The organism is Ruegeria sp. CDSC025, assembly GCF_059610805.1.
On the sequence record NZ_JBXWOJ010000005.1, the window covers coordinates 146,830 to 160,338 of the forward strand.

Genomic DNA, 13,509 nt, shown 5'->3' on the forward strand with positions numbered 1-13,509 from the left:
TCGTTTGCTCTTTCAGAGAGGTTGCGGATACGCGTTAAACGTTGCTGCCTAAGCTTTCCGTCACTTCAGGCTCCGGGCGGGGGTGGCGGCAGGATCGTGAACAACTGCGCCAGTTCCTGTACCTCACCCGCCTTTTTCCAGCCGTCCTGACCGGCGGTCCAGACATGGGTGTCTCGTGTGATCTCTCCGTCTGTCGCCATGCGGCCCATCTTGGCCTTGGAAAATGGCCCGCTGGTTTGCCCGTCAACGGCGATATGCCAGACATGTTCCACTGGCGGTGGCGGCGGAGGCGCCGTATGCGCCGCAGGTTGCTGGGCAGCGGGGGCGGAACCGCCCCACGGACCGCTCGGCTGACCCGCTGCCATGTTCGACATCTGCTGTGCCATGGCCATGCCCATTCCCATGCCAAGGCCAGCGCCCATGCCACCGCCCTGACCGGGATTGTTGGCCGCGGCTGTCATCGCCTCAGCGGCTGAATACTGGGTGAATTTACCCAGATCACCAGCCAGCCCCATCGATGTCCGCTTGTCCAGCGCCGCTTCAACTGCGGGTGGCAGTGAGATGTTCTCGATATAAAATTCAGGCATCTCCAGCCCGTACCCGTCCAAGACCGGGGTCACTTCTGCCGCGATCAACTTGCCCAGATCGGCGGTATTGGCGGCCATGTCCAGAACCGGAATGCCTGATCCTGCGATGACCCGGCTGAATTCCTGAACGATGATATTGCGCACCTGAAAGCTGATCTCGTCCATCGTGAACTCACCATCGGTGCCGACGATTTCGATCATGAATTTTGCTGGGTCTTTGACCCGGGTTGTATAAGTACCGAAAGCGCGAATGCGGGTCGGTCCGAATTCCGGATCGCGCAGCATGATCGGATTCTTGGTGCCCCATTTCAGGTCATTGAAGCGAGTCGTGTTGACGAAATAAATCTCGGATTTGAACGGAGACTGAAAGCCATGGTCCCAATGCTGCAGTGTCGTCAGGATCGGCATATTGTTGGTCTCGAGCATATAGAGACCGGGAGTGAAGACATCCGCCAGCTGCCCCTCATGCACGAAAACGGCCGCCTGGCCTTCGCGCACGGTCAGTTTGGCGCCGTATTTGATCGCATGGCCCTCGCGTTCGAACCGCCAGACCATCGTATCGCGGGTGTCGTCGACCCAGTGGATGACGTCGATGAACTCGCCGGTCAGAAAATCGAAAATACCCATTTGGGGTCTCCTTATCTTGGGCTCACAGCTGCTGGCCCATCAGTTCGCGCGCAATGATCCGCACCACGGGACGCGCGTCTTCGACAGCCACGCCAGGCTCAAGACGCGGGTCATAGAGCATTGTCAGTAATTTCTCGTCATGGCTGGTCAGCAGCGCAAATTCATCGTCATCATTAAAGATGGATGGTCGCGCAGCGTTGCTGTCATTGGAGAGTCCCAGCCCCTGCGCCATTTCTTCGTGGATGCAACTGCGCCGCAGCATATCAGGCAATTCAGCACGGATCAGCACCACCGCCCGAACAAACCGGTGCAGGGACCGGTTGGTCGGAGACGCGATGACAAAACAGTCAATATTTGAACGCGGGTTTGCAACCAGGTCAAGCAATGGCTGATCGATGCCAGGTACAAGCTGTTTCAGGCGGGAGACCACGTATGCACCGTCATCCTTTCCCGCGAAAAAGACATGGAAATTTGCCTTGCGGGTAACGACAGACATCGGATGACCGGTCACTTTGGACAGCCGCGCGGTAAAGGTCTCGACCTGTTCGGCATCCTTTGCCCGCATTTCGGGGGACACAGACGGGGCGAATTCTGTCTGAACACGGATGGGGGCGGACCATCGGCTAAGCTGGCCCTCGGTCGAGTATGTGGTCGCGGTGACGGCGTGATCTGGATACTCGTTGAAAAAGGCAATCGTCTCGAAATTGCGCTCCAGATCGCTGGCATCATAAGGAGTGTCCGGCCCGCCGCCATCGCTGCGCAGCATACCACGCGTCAGCAGGTCACGTTCTACCCGCTGATAGAACCGCGCCAGATCCTGACTGGCCGCAGATGGAGGTACATAGGCATTGAGGGCAGGCGCTGGGGGGGCTACGGGGCGCGGTTGAGGGGCAACCGAAGACGTCAGGGCCTCGTCGCAGTTGGCCAGCGCCAGCAATGCGACCAGACCCAATACGGGCTTCAGATATCCCTGTGACCGCACCTTCAATCCACCATCAGCCCGGAACAGCTGTTCCGGCGTTGTCACCGATACCGTCCTTGCGCGCTTTGGCTGCGGCCAAAGTGTCGCGCAGTTCGGTTTCCATCTTCTGCAGCTCTTGCTCGGCAGCGGCGCGTTTGGCCTTGCCTTCATCCGCAATCTCCAGGCTTTCATTGATGGTTCCGATCAGATCGGCATTGGCCTGTTTTACGGCCTCGATATCAAAGACACCGCGCTCCATTTCCTGACGGATCACCTTGTTCGACTCGCGCAGGTTGGCGGCATTCGCGGTCAGAAGGTCGTTGGTTAGGTCATTCGCATCGCGCACGGCGGCGGCGGCCTCGGCGCTGCGCTGAATGGTGACGGCTTGTGCCAGCTGGGTTTCCCAGAGAGGCACGGTGTTCACCAGGGTCGAGTTGATCTTGGTCACCAGAGATTTGTCATTTTCCTGAACCAGACGGATCGAGGGCAGCGACTGCATGGTGACCTGTCGCGTCAGCTTCAGATCATGCACCCGGCGTTCCAGATCATCGCGCGCAGCACGCAAATCGCGCAGCTCCTGCGCTTTCATCACCTGATCCTCTTCGGGCGCGGCCTGAACCTCGGCCTCTTTCTGAGGAATGTCCTGACTGTCCAGTTCGTTCAGCTTCTCTTCGCCGGCCGCGATGTAAAGCGCCAGCTCATCATAAAAGCCCAGCGTCTTTTCATACAGGATGTCCAGGGACTTGATGTCCTTCAACAGCGTATGTTCATGCGAAAGCAAGTCATCCGTGATCCGGTCGATCTGGCCTTGAACCTGTTCGTATTGGGCGGTGAACTTGGCGAACGGGGCGGCCTTGCCCAACAGTTTTTCCCACCAGCTACGCTCGCGCCGCACGTCGAGTTCGCTGACCGAGAATCCACGGATCGTAGTCACGATATTACGCAGGCTGTCACCTGCCGGACCGACATCCTTGTTGCGGACATCCGCCAGCATCGCCTGGCTGATTTCCTGCAACTCGGCCTGCGCACCCGAGCCGAAGGACACGATGGAATTCGTGTTCCCCATGTCGATCTCGCCCATGCGTTTACGAATTTCAGCACCTACAGGCTCGTCGGCCTCTTTCAGAAGGACAACTTCCGCCGTGGGGTCGGGCAGGGCGACGGCGGTCACTTCCTGTAGCAGCGTTTCGGCTTCGACTGCCTTGTTCTTTACTTCTTCGGACATGGGGTAATCCTCTCTGTATACTTCGGGCCGGTCAGTCCAACCGAACGCCTTCGCGCTGCAACCGTTCGCGCAGCACGTCAATTTCAACCGTCAGATCGCTGCGGTCATCCAATAGCATCTTACGGGTCCTGGCAGAGAAATTCTGTTCCAGGTCATCCAGTAGAGACGAGTAATTCTGCAGCGACTGTGCATCACGTGTTCTCGCATAAACATCCGAGAACTTGACCGTCGCGTCACGGGCACCCTGCAGATAGACGGTCAGGTATTTTCTTGCTCCGGCCAGATCGCGCGGATCTTCTTCGACGGTGCGAAACAAATCGCGGGCAGTTTCCTGAAATCGCTCGACCCGCGCTTCGATCCGGCGGTCCCCAGCACGTTTGATGGCGTCGGTCATTTCGGTCAGATGCGCCTCAGCGTCTTCGACTACCCGTGCGACACGGTCCTGCTGAAAGGTATCGATGCCTTCCATGCCTTTGTCTGACATAGGGTCCAGGCCGAAGGAAACGGAATGCAACACAGCAGCGGCGGTGCCGAATAAAACTGGGGCGATGAGGCTGGCGTCAGACACGGTTGCCGCATCGAGAAACTCGGATCGGTATGAGGCCAATCCAGCCCCAAGGCCGGTCAGAACGCTGGAAAATATCTTGCGGGGAATTGCCGGGCGCCGGGCTGTGCGCCGCGCGTTATAGGCCGCTTCGGCCCGCAACCCTTCGCGCAGCAGAAAGGCCGCCCCGGTCAGCAAACCAGCGGCAATCAGGCCAATGGTCATCCCGATTGCACCGTCGTTCAGCGACAGAAACACCAATGGAACAGCCGGGATAAACAGGATATTAGCCCGTGCTCCAGCTGGTTCTACGCGCGCGCCATCAAACTGACCGCGCGCCGGTTGATCTGTCGACGAATCTGAGTCGTTTGGGCTGTATTTGCCGCCAAAGCGTTTGGCCATGTGCTTACAGCCCTCCCAGTAACCCGGTGCAGACGCCGAACAACAGAACCAATAAGGCCACGTAAGCCAGTTTTTGTACTCCGGACCCGGACATGATGCTCCCTGAGTTTCTCTTTGCGGAAAACTTAGGGGATGCGCGGCCCCGGCGCTAGGGGGAAGGTTACCTAACCCTTATCATTTGCGAGATTTCTTGCCGATCGGAGGCCGTTTGCGCTGTGGCCGTGCAGGGCGTTTGGCCGGAGCCTCGGGCTCAGCCTCAAGACCAAGCTGATCACGCATGACCCGGCGGCGAATTTCCTCGACCTCTCCGGGTTTCAGTTTGCCCAACTGAAACGGGCCGTACGAGACGCGCAACAACCGGTTCACGGCAAAGCCGATATCCTCGATCGCGCGGCGGATTTCGCGGTTTTTACCTTCGCGCAGGCCAATGGTCAGCCAGGCGTTTGCACCCTGTTGCCGATCGAGTGTTACTTCCATCGGTTGGAACCGTTCACCCTCGATCACCAGCCCCTTTCGGAGCGGCGCGAAATCCTCGTCTTTTGGACGCCCGTTTACACGGACGCGGTATCTGCGCAGCCATCCGGTGGCAGGCAGTTCCAGCTTGCGCTTGATGCCGCCATCATTTGTCAGCAACAGCAACCCTTCCGAGTTCAGGTCAAGCCGCCCGACGCTCATGACGCGGGGCATGTCCTCGGGCAACTTGTCGAAGATCGTCGCGCGGCCTTTTTCGTCCTTCGTCGTCGTAACCAGACCGGGTGGCTTGTGGTACAGCCAAAGACGTGACGGTTCCGGCTCGGACACCGGCTTGCCGTCGACGGTGATCTTGTCTTTGGCGGTAACGTTCAGCGCGGGGCTGTCGATGGTCTTGCCGTTCACAACCACACGACCTGCTTCGATCATGCGTTCCGCTTCCCGGCGCGAGGCGACGCCAGCGCGGGCAAGGACTTTGGCGATCCGGTCGCCTGGAGGAGGGGTATTAGTCATTTGCAGCCCATAGCGCATCCCGCCGCCTTGCGAAAGGCAGGTTTCTGATGCAGTCAGAGGCATGGAGTTCAGATCGTACATGGATATCGCGCTTGAGCAGGCGCGCGAAGCCGGTGAACGCGGCGAAGTTCCGGTAGGGGCTGCTATCGTGCTGGGCGACCGGGTTGTCGCCGTGGCAGGCAATCAGACACGCGAGTTGAACGACCCAACCGCACATGCCGAGATTCTGGCCCTGCGCGTCGCCTGTGCTGCGACCGGATCGGAACGCCTGATTGACCACGACATCTTTGTCACACTGGAACCCTGCGCGATGTGCGCCGCGGCTTTGGCCGCCGCTCGTGTTCGGCGGATCTATTACGGGGCCTCTGATCCCAAATCGGGTGGGGTAGCTCACGGGGCGCGTGTGTTTTCCCATCCACAGTCGCACCATAAACCCGAAGTGTTTGACGGTATTGCCGCCAAGGATTGCGAAGCCCTGCTGCGCGAATTCTTCACCAAAAAGAGGGCCAGTAAATAATCTGGGTTGGGACCACCGGCCTGCGGTGCTAGGGTTTGGCCCAGTCCACGCGATAGACCGTCTGTGGACCACCGAACCCCTTTAGTTGAGCCGAAATCGGAGCGCTGAACTGCAGCCCGGCGGTCGCGCCCAGCAGCAATCGGGTAACGTCGGTGACAAGAATTTCATTTGCGCCACAAAGGCCAGTCACCCGTGCGGCCTTATTGACCACTGATCCAAAGAAATCCTCGTCCCGCTGAATGACATCGCCGGTATGAATGCCAACCCGAAGACCCAAGGGTATATCCGACTGTAGGGCCGCATTTTCCCTCTGGAATTCGGTCGCCGCTTGGATCGCGTCGTGGACAGAGGAGAAGATCGACATCGTGCCATCCCCAAGTGATTTGACCAGTCGGCCGCCATGGGTGTGAATCAGATTTTCAGCCAGATCGAAATGGCTGGATATGAGCGCGGTCCATTTGTGATCTCCGACCTTACGCGTAATTTCAGAAGAACCCGCGATATCAGTAAACATGACCGATGCCGCGCCCTCTTGTTGATCCTGAGTGAATTCCTGCCGAGCTGCCGCGATCAATGCGTTCAGCGCTTCATGCTCGATCCCGATTTTCTCCATGTTCGAAGTCGGGTTGGAGACATGCATCTGGATCATCTTCCAGACACCGTTTTCCAGATGCAATACAAAGGTGAACCTATGGAGTGTGGCTTTGCCGTTTGATGTGAATGCAAGTGTTGCTTCGCAATGGGCCCATCCTATGTCACCGCATTCAAACGCCTCGAGCGAATGTTCGTCCCAGCTGAAATCCGGAATTTCGCGGGTGTGGTCGGCAAAGCCCTGGCGGAACACCTGTCCGGACCAGCTTTCGCCATCTGCCGACCCCTGATACCGCAGATGTTCAGATGACGAGAGCAGGTTCATCAGCGCGGCGCGATCCTTGAGGCGAACCGCATCATTCCAGCGCCGTATGACAGCGACCAGTTCTGGAGAGGGTGTTACCGCGTTACTCATCAAGCGGCTACAGCTTGATGGCTTGCATCAGCTGCGGTTCGATCACCTCGACACCCGGCAAACCGTCCGCCAGCACCTGCGCGGATTGTTCCAGAATCGGGAAGGTCTTGTAATGGCAGGGAATCACGGTTTTGAAATTGAAATAGCGCTTTGCAGCATAGGCGGCGCCTCTCATGTCCATGGTAAAGTGGCCCCCTGCGGACAGGATACCAATATCGGGATTATAGTAATCCCCCATCCAGTCCATATCGGCCATGATATCGGTGTCGCCCGAAACATAGAGCATGTGCCCCTCGGATGAGATCATGAAACCGACCTCGCTGCCGCCGGTTCGCAGCCCGTCTGGGGTCGAAAATGTCGAGCTGTGCGAGGCGGGTACCATCGAGACCATAACACCGTTCAGGTTGACCGTGCCGCCTTTGTTGAAGCCGACTGTTTCCAGACCCTCGGCTTCGCTCCAGTACCCCATTAGGTCATACTGACCGACCACGGGGACGTTCAGATGTTTGGCCAATGAGACAACGTCAACAACATGATCGAAATGCGTGTGTGTCAGCAGGATATGTGTCGCGTCTTCCAAAGCAGCGTCATGCTGATCTTCAGGCAAAACGGGGTTGCCGGTCAGCCAAGGGTCGATCAGAAGAACCTGTCCTGCTGTTTCAATGCGAAAGCTGCCATGCCCAAGCCAGATGATATTCATGAAAAGCACTCCCAAATGAACTGTTGGCTGCAGACTAGCATCGGGTATGTAAAATTTCATGGATTGGTTTCGGGAAATTGACAGTTATTGCGAGCGTTTATCGCCTGCCTATTGGGCAGAGCCGATAAATGCGGTTACGAATGCCGCCTTTTTGATTGCGGCTTTCATTATGTGGCGGCGGGTGCGCGGGCCGGGGATGCCATTGGCAAAAATGCTTGTGGTTATCCTGGTCGGCATCGGAATTGGCAGTTATTTGTTTCACACCCATGCACAGGTCTGGTCCGCGTTGGCGGATACAGCACCCATCCTGCTTTTTATCCTGACCTATATTTTTGCAATGAATCGCGACGTCTGGCAGTTGCGGCCGCTTTACGCGGGGATCGGCGCGGCCCTGTTTGTGCCATATGCCGCTTTGACGATTCCGGTGTTCCAACTGATTCCGGGTCTGGGCGGATCGGCCGCCTATGCTCCGGTGCCGCTATTGATCCTGATTTACGCCGTCCTGTTGTCGAAATGCCTGCCTGATACCGCCCGCGGGCTGGCGACCGGCGCAGTGATCCTGATCGTGTCAATTACCTTTCGCGCTTTGGACGCACCGATTTGCACGCAGTTCCCGACTGGCACGCATTTTCTGTGGCACATCCTGAACGCCACGATGTTGGGCTGGATGATCGAGGTCTACCGCAGGCACCTAAGCCGTGCGTCTCAGGCCTGAAACGCAGCAGCCAGTTCTGTCGGCAGGTCAAATTCGGCCAGAACCCTGGTGCGTGCATCGGATGACATCTTACGCGCGGTTTTCTCGACAATGCTGAGGATTTTTTCCTGCGAGTGCTTTGCGGCGAAGGGAGCGAAATACCATTTGAGGAACACAAAACAGGCCACATCTTCCAGCGCCTGTACCTCGTTGTCACGTTTGATACCCTGCTTGCGCACCATGCGTCCGGCGTCTTGGATTTCGTTTTCTTCAAATCCGCACTGCTTCATCAAGGTCATGACGGTTTGCGCATGGTGTTCGCCCTGCGCCTTGCGCCAAGCCAGATACCCGGCGCGCCCTTCGGGATATTCACTTCGGGCCAGCTTCCAGCGTTCAACATGTTGCCCGCGTGCGGCGATCTCAAGCGAGTTCGATGCATCGGGAAAAAGCCTGGCCAGTTCAGCGCTCATGCGTTGTCCGTAAAGCAACGCTGCGGGTTGGCCGTTCTCCAAGGTTGGATCTTGGGTGTTGGCTGCGTCGATTGCGTCCAGGACTGCCTGTTTTCGCGCGCTCATTCTATGCTCCGTGGGCTTGCCGGAAATCCGGCGGTGTGTTCGGACGCATCGTAGCGAGTCGGCAAATCAAACGCAGCAGTCAAATGCGAAATTCCGGGTCGGAGAGGGGGATCCGACCCGGACGAAGTTGTGGCGTCAGTTACCCAGCTTCGTTTTGTCCTGTGTAACTGGTTCGGAAACCTGATCGGGGAAAGACAGGTCGCGGGTTAGCGAACCCATGGTGGGTCCGAATGCCTGAGCTTGCGTAGCAAGAACAGTAGTGGCCAACACAAATGCGGTCATGAGCGTTTTCATCATCTTACTCCAGTTAGTGGCTGTGCCATGCTGTAAGAAGTGAACGGCGCAGTTCACTTTTTCAAGGCGGATTCTGAACTAATTGGTTTACTTTTGTGCATAGGCGCTATGCATTTTTGTATGGCTAAGCCGCCTCCTTGCATAGAAGGGGCAGAACAACCGCCTGCTACCCTTGCGACCGAGGCATCAGACAGGTAAATGCCCCCTGACGCATATGAGGTTTTCCGATGTCGATTGACCAAAGCACCGCCGCAAAGGTGGCCAAACTGGCCCGGATCAAGGTCGAGGATGACGCGCTGCCTGCGCTGGCATCCGAGTTCAACACCATTCTTGGGTTCATCGAACAGTTGAATGAAGTGGATGTCGACGGTGTCGAGCCGATGGTTTCGGTCGAACCGATGCGCCTGAAGCGCCGCCAGGATGTGGTCACCGACGGCAACCAGCAGGACAAGGTTCTGGCCAATGCCCCCGACGCACGCGAAGGTTTTTTCGCAGTCCCCAAAGTGGTGGAGTAAGACATGAGCGATCTGAACAAACTGGGCCTGGCCGAAGCCCGCGACGCGCTGCGTGCCGGTGATGTCACCTCGGTCGAGCTGACCGAAGCCTGCTTGACCGCCATTGATGCAGCAGATGCGCTGAACGCTTTTGTTCATAAAACCCCCGAGATCGCGATAGAACGTGCCAAGGCAGCGGATGCGCGCATCAAAGCGGGTGATGCGCCGTCGATGTGTGGTCTGCCGATCGGCATCAAGGACCTATTCTGCACCAAGGGTGTGCCCTCGCAGGCAGCCTCAAAGATTCTTGAAGGCTTCAAACCTGAATACGAATCTACCGTTTCGCAGCAACTGGCCGATGCGGGTGCCGTGATGCTGGGCAAGCTGAACATGGACGAGTTTGCCATGGGCAGCAGCAACGAAACTTCGGTCTATGGCAATGCGGTCAGCCCGTGGCGCCGTGGCAATGACGACGCACAGCTGACACCGGGCGGGTCCTCCGGCGGATCGGCTTCGGCGGTGTCGGCTGATCTGTGTCTGGCCGCCACCGGCACCGATACTGGCGGCTCGATCCGCCAACCAGCGGCTTTTGTCGGGATTACTGGCATCAAGCCGACCTATGGCCGGTGTTCGCGCTGGGGCATCGTGGCCTTTGCATCCTCACTGGATCAGGCCGGGCCGATGACCAAGAGTGTCCGCGACGCGGCGATCATGCTGGAAACCATGTGCGGTCATGACCCCAAGGATTCCACCAGCGCCGAGTTGGCCGTCCCGAATTTCGAGGCCATGCTGACCGGCGACATCAAGGGCAAGAAGATCGGTATCCCCAAGGAATACCGGATGGACGGCATGCCCGCCGAGATCGAAAAACTCTGGGCAGATGGCGCGGCGATGCTGAAGGACGCAGGGGCCGAGATCGTCGACATCTCGCTGCCGCATACCAAGTACGCGCTGCCCGCCTATTACGTGATTGCGCCTGCCGAGGCGTCCTCGAACCTGGCGCGCTATGATGGTGTCCGCTATGGCCGCCGCGCGCAGTTGGGGCAGGGCGACGGCATCACAGAGATGTACGAAAAGACCCGAGCCGAAGGCTTCGGGCACGAGGTGCAGCGCCGGGTGATGGTCGGGACATATGTTCTGTCGGCGGGTTTCTATGACGCCTATTACAACCGCGCCCGCAAGGTCCGCACGTTGATCAAGAAAGATTTCGAGGACGTCTTCGCCGCCGGTGTCGACGCCATCCTGACCCCGGCCACGCCGTCGGCGTCGTTCGGTCTGGGTGAAATGACCGAGGCGGATCCGGTTCAGATGTATCTGAACGACGTCTTTACCGTGACGGTCAACCTTGCTGGTTTGCCGGGTATTTCGGTTCCTGCGGGTCTTGATTCTCAGGGTTTGCCGCTTGGTCTGCAGCTGATTGGCCGTCCATGGGACGAAGGCGATTTGCTGAACACAGCCTATGCGCTGGAAAGCGCTGCGGGCTTTGTGGCCAAGCCGGGGAAATGGTGGTAATCCTCTGATCAACAAGACAACGTAGAACGGAGCAGCTGGATGCGCTTTTCGATTCTGATCCCCGCAATCGGGTTGATGGCCGCCTGTAACACGGTGGCCCCGGTTCAGGGTACAGGGTTCAACACCCCGTCTTATCAGGCTCAAAGAGAAGCTGAGCTGGCAGGGCAGGGCGGCACTGGAAGCCCTCTACCGGAACCCTATGAGGTCTCGCAGCAACCCTTAGGCTCGTCCACATCGGGCGCGGATGGCGCTGACCTGGCCACGGCCACTGCTGCAGCGCTTGCAAGCACCTCGACGCAGGCGACCGCCACTTCAGCATCGGTGCCGACTGCCAGTAACAGCGGCATCTCTGACGAACAGGATTTTGCTGCGGTTTCTGAACGTCGCAGTATCGAAACCGATGCTGCTCGAATCGAACAGAACAGCCAAACCTATGAGGTTGTCGCCCCAACCGCGGTTCCGCAACGCGGAGCGGATGGTCAGCCAAACATCGTCCAATTCGCGCTGAGCACATCCAATCCGGTCGGTGCCCAGCTCTACAGCCGTGCGGGGTTCAACCTGCAGGCCAAGGCACAGCGGAATTGCGCGAAATTCCCATCGGCGGACCAGGCGCAGATCGAGTTCCTGTCAAATGGCGGTCCCCAGAAGGACCGCAAGGGGCTTGACCCTGATGGCGACGGATATGCTTGCGGCTGGGATCCCAGCCCGTTCCGCAGTGCCGTCAACAACTGATCCTCAGCCCATCTGGCACCCATCCCCCAATTTCGGAGATCGCCGGGATGGGCTGACGCCGTCTTTGGTGGTTCTCCACTACACCGCAATGGACAGTGCACAGGCTGCGCTGGATCGCTTGTGTGACCCGGCTTTCGAAGTCTCTGCGCATTACCTGATCGGTTCCGATGGCACGCTTTGGAAAATGGTGCGCGAAGAGGACCGGGCCTGGCACGCCGGAGCAGGGGAGTGGCGCGGGCGAACCGATATCAATTCGCGTTCGATTGGGATAGAACTGGATAACACTGGGCTGGTTCCGTTTTCGGAGCCGCAAATGGCTGCTTTGGAGAACTTGTTATCGGATATTCAAGACCGTCTGGGAATCCAACCATGGAATGTTATCGGCCATTCGGATTTGGCCCCCCAGCGAAAACTTGATCCTGGTTCCAAGTTCGATTGGGATCGCCTTGCGCATCTTGGGTTGGCCGTAGGGCCTACTGTCCTCAAGGGTATTTGCCTGGATCAAATGCCTCCAGATGAGAAACACTTCGCATTTATTGCGATGAGAGTAGGCTATCCAGAGGCCAGCACCGAGGATTTACTGAAAGCGTTCAGAAGCCGGTTTTCTCCGGTGCGGCGCGGCCCGCTTTCCAAGGAGGATATGGGTGATATCGAAAGATTGGCAGGGTTCATGGAACATCTTGACGGTATCCGAGCGGAAGTTTAGTCGGGTCTTTGCGCGGAGGGCCGGATGGCCGCTGGGGCGTAAGCCCGAGAGGAAAGTCCGGACTCCACAAGACAACGGTGCCGGGTAACACCCGGGCGGGGAGACCCGACGGAAAGCGCCACAGAAATCAGACCGCCATGCGTGCATGGTAAGGGTGAAACGGTGGGGTAAGAGCCCACCGCGCCCCTGGCAACAGGGGTGGCACGGCAAGCCCCACCGGGAGCAATGCCAAATAGGGTCCCCACGCGGGCAGGTCGGCGTCCGCCGACACCGCCGCTAAGTGCGTCTTGGCCGAGAGGGACCGGGTTGGCAGCTTGAGCCGTGCAGCAATGCACGGCCTAGAGGAATGGTCATCGAAGGGGGCAACCCTGGAACAAGATCCGGCTTACAGGCCCTCCGCGCGTTAATATTGCTAAGACGAATCGCGTTGTTCCACAGGTGGGTCACGGCTGGAGTCATCCTTTGATACAGGTCTTGCTGTGGCTGCTGAGCTGGCATCCCTTGTGGCCGAAATGGCCGCGTTAAGGTCTGCGATAAGCTGGGTGCAGGGACGATCTTGTGTTTTGATGAAATCTGCGCCGATCTACCCGAATTCAGGTTGACTCGGCTGCATGACCGGGTAAAAGCGCACGCTCATAGGAATTCAACCGAAAGGCCCCTGCCTTTTCGGACGCAGGAGATAACCATGGCGAAGCCGACGACAATCAAGATCCGTCTGAACTCGACCGCGGGCACGGGCCACTTCTATGTGACCAAAAAGAACGCGCGCACCATGACCGAGAAAATGACCGTTCGTAAATACGACCCGGTCGTTCGGAAGCATGTCGAGTACAAGGAAGGCAAGATCAAGTAATCTGCCGTCCTGCTTGGACAGAATGACAAGGGTCCTGTTTCGACAGGGCCTTTTTCGTTTGCGCGACGATGTTTCATACCTGAATCTATCGGCTCA

The 13,509-nt window shown here is 58.0% G+C and carries 15 protein-coding genes, 1 other RNA gene and 1 pseudogene; 8 read left to right on the top strand and 9 right to left on the bottom strand.

Annotated features, from left to right (window positions below):
• Window positions 1–65: 65 nt before the first annotated feature.
• From AC2FH8_RS09870 to AC2FH8_RS09890, 5 genes and pseudogenes are all read right to left on the bottom strand, one after another.
• Window positions 66–1,214, bottom strand: a complete 1,149-nt coding sequence (locus tag AC2FH8_RS09870) for an SPFH domain-containing protein (protein ID WP_281994943.1) — start codon at window positions 1,212–1,214, stop codon at window positions 66–68.
• 22 nt (window positions 1,215–1,236) lie between these two features.
• Window positions 1,237–2,241, bottom strand: coding sequence for a DUF2927 domain-containing protein (locus tag AC2FH8_RS09875; RefSeq protein ID WP_246097227.1), 1,005 nt, complete (start codon window positions 2,239–2,241; stop codon window positions 1,237–1,239).
• A complete protein-coding gene (locus AC2FH8_RS09880; RefSeq protein ID WP_496689655.1) occupies window positions 2,210–3,400 on the bottom strand; it encodes a toxic anion resistance protein in 1,191 nt (396 codons plus the stop codon). The genes AC2FH8_RS09875 and AC2FH8_RS09880 overlap by 32 nt, the downstream gene beginning before the upstream one ends.
• A 31-nt stretch (window positions 3,401–3,431) precedes the next feature.
• The gene (locus AC2FH8_RS09885; protein WP_271949379.1) at window positions 3,432–4,346 is read right to left on the bottom strand and encodes a 5-bromo-4-chloroindolyl phosphate hydrolysis family protein; all 915 of its coding nucleotides are present in this window, start codon (window positions 4,344–4,346) and stop codon (window positions 3,432–3,434) included.
• Window positions 4,347–4,523: 177 nt separating this feature from the next.
• Window positions 4,524–5,330: pseudogene (locus AC2FH8_RS09890) on the bottom strand (pseudouridine synthase); the annotation flags it as partial.
• A gap of 61 nt (window positions 5,331–5,391) precedes the next feature.
• Between AC2FH8_RS09890 and AC2FH8_RS09895 the strand changes: the two are divergent.
• Window positions 5,392–5,847, top strand: coding sequence for a nucleoside deaminase (locus AC2FH8_RS09895; RefSeq protein ID WP_496689657.1), 456 nt, complete (start codon window positions 5,392–5,394; stop codon window positions 5,845–5,847).
• Between the two features lie 28 nt (window positions 5,848–5,875).
• On the opposite strand, the gene AC2FH8_RS09900 is transcribed toward AC2FH8_RS09895, so the two are convergent.
• Both AC2FH8_RS09900 and AC2FH8_RS09905 read right to left on the bottom strand, forming a co-directional pair.
• Complete coding sequence (locus tag AC2FH8_RS09900) at window positions 5,876–6,853, bottom strand: nuclear transport factor 2 family protein (RefSeq protein WP_496689659.1); 978 nt, start codon at window positions 6,851–6,853, stop codon at window positions 5,876–5,878.
• A gap of 7 nt (window positions 6,854–6,860) precedes the next feature.
• Window positions 6,861–7,553, bottom strand: coding sequence for a metal-dependent hydrolase (locus AC2FH8_RS09905; RefSeq protein ID WP_496689661.1), 693 nt, complete (start codon window positions 7,551–7,553; stop codon window positions 6,861–6,863).
• 58 nt (window positions 7,554–7,611) lie between these two features.
• On the opposite strand from AC2FH8_RS09905, the gene AC2FH8_RS09910 reads away from it, so the two are divergent.
• The gene (locus tag AC2FH8_RS09910) at window positions 7,612–8,268 is read left to right on the top strand and encodes a ceramidase domain-containing protein (protein ID WP_271949387.1); all 657 of its coding nucleotides are present in this window, start codon (window positions 7,612–7,614) and stop codon (window positions 8,266–8,268) included.
• Here AC2FH8_RS09910 and AC2FH8_RS09915 read toward each other — a convergent pair.
• A complete protein-coding gene (locus AC2FH8_RS09915) occupies window positions 8,259–8,822 on the bottom strand; it encodes a DUF4202 domain-containing protein (RefSeq protein ID WP_496689663.1) in 564 nt (187 codons plus the stop codon). The genes AC2FH8_RS09910 and AC2FH8_RS09915 overlap by 10 nt on opposite strands.
• A gap of 135 nt (window positions 8,823–8,957) precedes the next feature.
• Window positions 8,958–9,116, bottom strand: a complete 159-nt coding sequence (locus tag AC2FH8_RS09920) for a hypothetical protein (protein WP_185956681.1) — start codon at window positions 9,114–9,116, stop codon at window positions 8,958–8,960.
• Between the two features lie 227 nt (window positions 9,117–9,343).
• Between AC2FH8_RS09920 and gatC the strand changes: the two genes are divergently transcribed.
• The 6 genes from gatC (at window position 9,344) to rpmG (ending at window position 13,413) form a co-directional block, all read left to right on the top strand.
• The gene (gene gatC / locus AC2FH8_RS09925) at window positions 9,344–9,631 is read left to right on the top strand and encodes an Asp-tRNA(Asn)/Glu-tRNA(Gln) amidotransferase subunit GatC (RefSeq protein WP_142636734.1); all 288 of its coding nucleotides are present in this window, start codon (window positions 9,344–9,346) and stop codon (window positions 9,629–9,631) included.
• A 3-nt stretch (window positions 9,632–9,634) separates the two neighbouring features.
• Window positions 9,635–11,122: an Asp-tRNA(Asn)/Glu-tRNA(Gln) amidotransferase subunit GatA gene (gene gatA, locus AC2FH8_RS09930; protein ID WP_496689665.1), complete on the top strand. Its 1,488-nt coding sequence runs from the start codon at window positions 9,635–9,637 to the stop codon at window positions 11,120–11,122.
• A 39-nt stretch (window positions 11,123–11,161) separates the two neighbouring features.
• A complete protein-coding gene (locus tag AC2FH8_RS09935) occupies window positions 11,162–11,854 on the top strand; it encodes a hypothetical protein (RefSeq protein WP_496689666.1) in 693 nt (230 codons plus the stop codon).
• Window positions 11,805–12,560, top strand: coding sequence for an N-acetylmuramoyl-L-alanine amidase (locus AC2FH8_RS09940; RefSeq protein WP_496689704.1), 756 nt, complete (start codon window positions 11,805–11,807; stop codon window positions 12,558–12,560). The genes AC2FH8_RS09935 and AC2FH8_RS09940 overlap by 50 nt, the downstream gene beginning before the upstream one ends.
• 12 nt (window positions 12,561–12,572) lie before the next feature.
• An RNA gene (rnpB, locus tag AC2FH8_RS09945) (RNase P RNA component class A) lies at window positions 12,573–12,964 on the top strand.
• Window positions 12,965–13,245: 281 nt separating this feature from the next.
• Window positions 13,246–13,413: a 50S ribosomal protein L33 gene (gene rpmG, locus AC2FH8_RS09950; protein WP_007799108.1), complete on the top strand. Its 168-nt coding sequence runs from the start codon at window positions 13,246–13,248 to the stop codon at window positions 13,411–13,413.
• Window positions 13,414–13,509: the final 96 nt, after the last annotated feature.

Bases quoted from the DNA above. Each gene is read 5' to 3' on its own strand.
- AC2FH8_RS09940 (WP_496689704.1), top strand. From the start codon at position 11,805: ATGCTTGCGGCTGGGATCCCAGCCCGTTCCGCAGTGCCGTCAACAACT.
- AC2FH8_RS09935 (WP_496689666.1), top strand. From the start codon at position 11,162: ATGCGCTTTTCGATTCTGATCCCCGCAATCGGGTTGATGGCCGCCTGT.
- AC2FH8_RS09885 (WP_271949379.1), bottom strand. From the start codon at position 4,346: ATGGCCAAACGCTTTGGCGGCAAATACAGCCCAAACGACTCAGATTCG.
- AC2FH8_RS09910 (WP_271949387.1), top strand. From the start codon at position 7,612: ATGGATTGGTTTCGGGAAATTGACAGTTATTGCGAGCGTTTATCGCCT.
- gatA (WP_496689665.1), top strand. From the start codon at position 9,635: ATGAGCGATCTGAACAAACTGGGCCTGGCCGAAGCCCGCGACGCGCTG.
- gatC (WP_142636734.1), top strand. From the start codon at position 9,344: ATGTCGATTGACCAAAGCACCGCCGCAAAGGTGGCCAAACTGGCCCGG.
- AC2FH8_RS09920 (WP_185956681.1), bottom strand. From the start codon at position 9,116: ATGAAAACGCTCATGACCGCATTTGTGTTGGCCACTACTGTTCTTGCT.
- AC2FH8_RS09915 (WP_496689663.1), bottom strand. From the start codon at position 8,822: ATGAGCGCGCGAAAACAGGCAGTCCTGGACGCAATCGACGCAGCCAAC.
- AC2FH8_RS09900 (WP_496689659.1), bottom strand. From the start codon at position 6,853: ATGAGTAACGCGGTAACACCCTCTCCAGAACTGGTCGCTGTCATACGG.
- AC2FH8_RS09905 (WP_496689661.1), bottom strand. From the start codon at position 7,553: ATGAATATCATCTGGCTTGGGCATGGCAGCTTTCGCATTGAAACAGCA.
- AC2FH8_RS09895 (WP_496689657.1), top strand. From the start codon at position 5,392: ATGGAGTTCAGATCGTACATGGATATCGCGCTTGAGCAGGCGCGCGAA.
- rpmG (WP_007799108.1), top strand. From the start codon at position 13,246: ATGGCGAAGCCGACGACAATCAAGATCCGTCTGAACTCGACCGCGGGC.
- AC2FH8_RS09870 (WP_281994943.1), bottom strand. From the start codon at position 1,214: ATGGGTATTTTCGATTTTCTGACCGGCGAGTTCATCGACGTCATCCAC.
- AC2FH8_RS09880 (WP_496689655.1), bottom strand. From the start codon at position 3,400: ATGTCCGAAGAAGTAAAGAACAAGGCAGTCGAAGCCGAAACGCTGCTA.